3 protein-coding genes are annotated in these 6,497 nt (G+C 65.8%); all 3 read left to right on the top strand.

Going from position 1 to position 6,497, the window contains the following annotated elements:
- Positions 1–320 precede the first annotated feature (320 nt).
- Positions 321–1,328, top strand: coding sequence for a hypothetical protein (locus Aau02nite_RS44220; RefSeq protein ID WP_212994692.1), 1,008 nt, complete (start codon positions 321–323; stop codon positions 1,326–1,328).
- 105 nt (positions 1,329–1,433) lie between these two features.
- Entirely contained in the window at positions 1,434–3,131 is a 1,698-nt protein-coding gene (locus tag Aau02nite_RS44225) for a hypothetical protein (RefSeq protein ID WP_212994693.1), read from the top strand.
- Positions 3,128–5,803: a phospholipase D-like domain-containing protein gene (locus Aau02nite_RS44230; RefSeq protein WP_212994694.1), complete on the top strand. Its 2,676-nt coding sequence runs from the start codon at positions 3,128–3,130 to the stop codon at positions 5,801–5,803. Before Aau02nite_RS44225 ends, Aau02nite_RS44230 begins: the two co-directional genes overlap by 4 nt.
- The last annotated feature ends 694 nt before the right edge of the window (positions 5,804–6,497 follow it).

Genomic DNA, 6,497 nt, shown 5'->3' on the forward strand with positions numbered 1-6,497 from the left:
GCGACGACGTCAACTGTGGGACGCCGCATTCGCGCTGCTCACCGAAGGGGACGGCACCCTCCGTGACCCGGTCGACGCGGTCGTGCTCCTCAAGCGAGTCTGACCTCGGCGACAGCCGCCGCTACGGGTGCCGGACTTGCCAGAGGTAGATCGGTCGAAGGCTGCGCTCGGGTCATGCGCTGCCGCCGAAAGGGTGAAAGGCCCACCAGCCTCCCGGATCGACCGCTCAAATGACCTCCCTCCACACTGTCCGTATCCATTACGATGACTGTCCGGTTGGGGGAGGGCAGTTGCCTAAGCGTGTGTGGCGGGGCGTGGGCGTGGGGGCCACGGTCGTCGTCGGAGTAGGGATCGGAGTCGCCACCGAACTGATGACGGATCCACCCACCATCGCCTGGCTCGTCATTATCGCTGCGCTGACCGTGATCGCGGTCGCTATACAGATCGGACTGTTGATGAGTGACGGGGGCAACGAGACGACACCGTCCGGTTCGTATCCCGCGGTGCATCAGACTGCGGCCACCATCGGCAACGGCAGCACGAGCCAAGTGGGCAGGGATGTCAATAACGGGCTAGGCGGTGGCCCGATTGCGCTGATCGCTGGCGTTGTCGGCCTTCTGCTTCTCGCTGCGGTCGTCGTAGTTTGGAACCTTCGGCAGCCCCGTGACCCGAGCAGGGAGACCGCGCAAGCCGCTGGGGCACCGTCGGTGACGGCTTCGGGACCCACCACTCCCTTCGCGGTTAAGGTTCTGCTGGATCCGCAGAAGTACGTTGACCCGAAGCACGAGATCAACACCGTCAACAGCTTCCTGTTTCCAGCCGGCGGCCTTACCGCGGAGAAACCGGACAAATACTGCTACGCTTGGCATTCGTGGGCTCGGGAGAAGAATGCCGCCGACGTCGAGGTAACCAACTTTGCGATCAGCATCAGTGCCGTCACCTCAGACGTCGTGCAAGTCACGGGCGCAGAACTGGTCGCCACGGACCTGTCGGATCCGCACGGTGACGTCGCCGCCTGTGAGCAGGGCGGCGAGACGACGCATTCCTTCCTCAACATCGACTTGGACAAGAGGAAGCTGGACTTCCTGGATGGTGGCCTCAAGCCGGTACCGTTCATGCGCACCATCAAGCCGGCCGACCCAGAGGTGGTCTATGTCAAGGCCACCGCGACGACTTGCTACTGCTCGTGGCAGCTGGTCCTGGACATCTCTGTCGCTGGCAAAGACTACCCATACACAGTCGACAACAACGGCAAACCGTTCGTGACCGCCCCACGAGAAGGCAACTACCGCTACTTCCTGTACGACTCAGGCAAGTGGATCGGATGATCCAGTTCGCAGGGGCCAGCGTGGAATTGTTCGGGGCGATGACCAGACGAGTACGGGATGTGCGGTTCTCGGCACCTGTCGGCACTCATGACGTCTGGGGGTGAGATGACGGGGCCGTTCTGGGCGGCGCGGGCCTATGCGCGTGGCTCAGGGCAGGATCATCTTGGGCTTGGATCGGTCAGTTCGGATCGGTTGCTGGCGGGACTGTCGCCGGGCGTGAACGTGCTGACCGTCCACCCACGGTATTGGTCGTTTTACGCGTTTCTACTCGACGAATTCTGGGCGCGAGATCTGCCGCGCAGCCGGACAGCTTTCCGGGATTTCTATCGACCTCGGGAGGCTCTGTACTCCTTCGCCTGCCAGCTCTGCGAGCAAACCGAGCACGAGACGCTGACGAGCGGCATCGTCGGGTCCCGGCGCACCTACAGCGTGATCGGCCAGGAGGAGTTCGATCCGGCGTTCGACTACATCAAGGAGCCGCTCGGCGGTTACGGCCTCTATTACCGCACGGTGATGGAGACCTTGGGCCTGGTGGTACTCACCGATCCAGCCACCGGTGTGGTGTTCGACGCCCCGACGCCGGAAGGCCGGGCGGTGGCGGCCGGGTATCGCTCGGCGATCGACGGAACCCGGTTCTACCGGGACTACTTCGCGGCCTGCGACACCGCCGTCCCGCGGGACGTGCTCGTAGAGTTCGCGGCTGCCGCCTGCTTGTGTCAGCTTCGCGCCGCCGCGGCCGTCGACCTGCCGCTGCTTCAGGACGTGTTCCTGCACCACGGCGAGCTCGAGGAAGCGGGGCGGCGGCGAGGGTCCTTCCGCTTCTTCCTCGATTTCTGCCGGACGACGCTGGCGGAGCCGGTGAGTCAGGACCGGTTCCGCCAGCTCGCCTACTTCCGCGAGCTGGACGGTGAGCGATACGCACCGCTGCCGGGAGTGCTCGGCATCGCCCGGCGGTGGCGCATCTACCAGGCGCGTGAGTACTTCGCGTTCGCCTTCAACCGGCTGTGGGCCTGGGTGACGCGACGCGGGCTGGAGCTGTCCGGCGACGGGCTTAGCCTGGTTCCCTTGAGCGACCTCTGGGCGGTCATCACCGGGGAACTCGACGACAACGGCTTCTGTGGCGACCTGCCCGATCCCGGGATCCGGGCCGATATGCCTGGCCCGGTATTCGCGGATTGGCTCACTGGGCACGTTGACGTGACGCTGGGGGTCGACGACGTCTGGCCCCGGCACGACGAACTCGACGAGCACGTCCTCTACGCCTGGTGCGCCAACGCCGACGACGACGCCGGGACACTGATCGCGATGTTGGCGATCCTGCTGCTGGTTCACCGTCGGCTCGGCAGCGCTGGGCGGCAGGCCGACCTGGGCGACGACGCCGAGTTGCTTGCCGAGGGCGGCGGCCAGCGGATCGGCATGACCCGTTTCTATGGGCTGCTACAGCGACGGCTCGTGGCGAACCAGACGATCGCTGAACTCCTTCAGTGGATCATCACCGATTTCGTGATCGTCCAGCATGAGCGGGTGGCCACGGCGAAGCTTCCCGACAGCGGGGATACGTTCCGTTTCCGGCGTGTCGGTGACGCGCTGCGGTTCTTTCCCGCGGACGCGCCGGTCGCCTTTAACGACAGCCGGTTCGGGGCGCTCAGCACGATCGTTCACGAGCTCGGCCTCGTCTCCAGCCTGACCCTGGAGCAGCGGGAGCTGACCGCGGCCGGCCGCGCCCTGTTGACCGACGGCGATCTTCCGGCAGGCGTGGTGCGGAACGCCGCCGCAGCGTTCCGTCCGGAGAACGCGGGATGAGCGACACGCCCGCTTTTGTTGTCCCGGAGCAGATCCAGGGTGCCTGGACGAACCTGATCGTTCTGACTTACTCGGCGCACCTGGACTTCTTCGAAACGCATCTGCTGCGGCAGCTGAGCCGGGTGCCGAATCGGATCATCCTGGCCGATGATCGGCGGCTGGCCGACCAGTTCGCCACGGCCGCGCGCACGGGGCAGCGGCTCGGTCAGGCGAACCGGACCTATATGGCTGCGCCGATCCGTAACCCGTGGGCGGCGCATGCGAAGGCGGTGCTGCTCACGACGTCCACAGCGGGTCGGCTACTGGTCGGCTCGGGCAATCTAGGCCCGGACGGTTACACCGAGCCCGGCGAACTGTGGCACAAGTACACCTACGACGACGGTGCCGGCGAGCATCTCGACGTGTTCGCCGCGGTCCGATCCCTGATCGACGGGATCGCGGCGCGCCGGTGGCTCGATCCGGCCGCAGTCTCCGCGCTGGACCTCACCTGGTCCTCGACCCCTTGGCTGCCGCCACGGCCCACCGGAAGGCAAGCGCTGCACCACAATCTCGATACCCCGCTGATCGAGGCGATCACCGCGGCTGTGGACGGCCCGGTTGATCTGCTTACCGCGTACGCGCCGTTCCACGACGAGGAGGCGACAGCGCTGGGCCGGCTGCTCGACCGGCTACGGCCTCGGCGTCTGCGGGTGCTGCTCACATCGGACACATCGGTCGACGGCGAACGCCTCTCCGCCGTAGTGAACCGTCCCGGCACAGCGGTGTCGCTCGAGAGGGCCCAGGTGACCGACGCCCCAACGGCCTTCCTGCACGCCAAGATCATCCATGTGGTGTGTGTCGACCGGGAGGTGCTGGTTACCGGCTCGGCGAACCTGTCCCGACGGGCTCTGCTGCTGCCGGCCACCACCGGCAATATCGAACTGGCTGTGATTGAGACTCGGCCGCCTGGCGGATTCGCTGGCCTCTACATGCCGCTTACGGTGCAGCCGCTGCCCGTTGCGGAACCGCTCATGCTGAGGTTCCGTGGCGGCGGTGACTTACCACCGGCGGACACCGCGGCAGTGCTCTACAGCGAGCTTCGCGGCAACCTCCTGACGCTGGTACTCACCACGGCGGTCACGTCAGGCGTACCCCAATTGGTCTTTCCGGATGGGACCGCACTGCTCGCGCTGGCTGCGGAAGATGACGGCACGGTTTTCCGGTTTCGGCTCACTGATGCGGACGTCGAGCGGCTGGCCCGCGGTGGACGCATCGACGTCCGCCTACCCGGCAGCGTCGAAGGTGCGGAGCCAGAGCCGACATGGCCCTACCACGTGGACGCATTGCGTGGCCGGACGGCGCGGACCGCAGACAATCACCTGCTGGGTTCGACAGGATCCCTTCCGGGCACCGACGACGACCTTTCTCAGCTGCTCAAACAGCTGGAGCAGGCGCTCATCTTCGACCCGGAGACCGCCTGGAAGGTGGCCGGGGGCAGGACCGCAACGCCCGCCGATGACGGCGGTGAGGCGGAGTCGGTGCGATGGGAGGAAATCGACTGGGAGCGGCTCTACCGGCATCCCCGCTATCGGGGCTACCAGCACAACTCCAGGCCCGATGGGCAGCGAGCATCGGACATCGAGGTCATCCTCAGCTCGATCGCCGCTCGTCTGAAAGGGGTCACAGGGTCACCCAGCGTGGCGGACAAAGACGACGATCTCGGTGCCAGCAGCGAACCGGACGACACCGGCGACGAAGAGCAGCTCACCCGGCATCTCAGCGTCTCCACCCGCACCCGAATGGCCTGCAATCGGCTCGCCGTCCGGTACACCGCCGCACTGCAGGACGTGGTCTTCCAGGAGAAACTCGGCCCCACCCTAACGGTGCGCAACGCGGTGATCCTCAGCCACGTCCTGCGGGAATTGCTGCACAGCGACGCGATCGACCCAGGCCATGCGATAACGGCGCAGCTCGCATCGTGGTCGTTCCTCTGGGGCCCGCAAGGGCTGATTGCCTCACTCCCCGACCAGGAACGCGAAGCCGCCGAGCAGGTCCTCACCGAGGCACAGGCCCGACAAACCACGCTTCGTGCCCTCGCCGAACTGACCGAATACGACTTCGACGATGAGCTACGCCGGGCCGTACGCGAGCACACACAGGCACTGCTGCTGTCACCTGCGCTCGGGTTCGACCAGCATCTGCTAACACTGACTGCACCGGACGCACGGCAGGCTGCGGCCCTCGTCGCCAATCTGCGGTACCTCGCCGGCGACTACACGGATAGCGAGATCGTGGAGCTGATGACCACCGGTTGGGGCATCGCGACGACCGCCGTGGGCTGGGAGACATCGGTCGTACGGCGGCCTCCCTGCCGAGGACGTCCAGCACGGTCCGACGAGGCGGATGTGCTTCGGGTACAGAAGCACATCCCGGGCCTCACCGCCGATCGCGCTGGCGCTGATCTCGCCCGCCTCGCCGCCCACATGATCGTCGCCAGGGTCGATTTCGACTACGTGCGCATCCGGTTCGCCGAAGGACGCGACGTCGCCTACTGGGACGCAGCCGCAGGCGAGGGCATCTGTTTCATCGCCGACGACGAGAAGGAGCTCACCGACCTGCAACCCGAATTCCCCGCATGGTGGCAGCACCTGGACAAACTCGACGGCCGGCCTGCGGCCTCTGTGGCAGCCTGATGCCCGCCGTCGCGGTTAAACAGGCACGCCTTGATGACACGCCCAGCGCCTCGACCACTCCTAACGGGCGGGAGAGGCCATGGGAGCGAACATAGTAGAGAGGTCACGCTGTTCGGCGCTGTTGAGCTGCACGAAACCGCTCTTCAGCGCTCTTCGACGCTGCTCGTGGAGCTCTCCTGTGTGAACGTAGTCCAGCCACGACCCTGACCAGGAACAATGTAGATCGCCCCTGTTCAGGCACGGTCGCCTGACGCTGCTGAAAGCCGCCCGGCGCTGTTCGACGCTGCTGATTTCAACCCCGCCTGCTCCCCGCCTGATCACCGGTTTTGGGAGCAGCGCCGCACCGCCCACCGAACAGCCCGATTTCGTCGTGGCGGTGCTCCCCACCATTGCTGAGTACGGCCTTTGAACAGCGCAAACACCATGTCCCGCGAGGAGCAGGTTGCTCCCCCACTCCGCCAGCACCTCAGCCAAGCCCAACGACCTAGTCGAATCAGCGCCGTGCTCCCAACGCGCGCCCCATGGGCCACGACGCCAAGGTCAAGGCAAGCAAGCGGACGATCCGACTACGCCGAAGCGCCGCTCTTACTGCCATGCCGAGCTGAGTGCGTCACGCCGCGCGTTACCCTCGTGTCGCACCACCGATGTCGACGGGACATCAGTGCGATCCACTGAGCCTTTTCCATCCTCAGTA

It is taken from the genome of Actinoplanes auranticolor (assembly GCF_018332655.1).
Lineage (GTDB): Bacteria > Actinomycetota > Actinomycetes > Mycobacteriales > Micromonosporaceae > Actinoplanes > Actinoplanes auranticolor.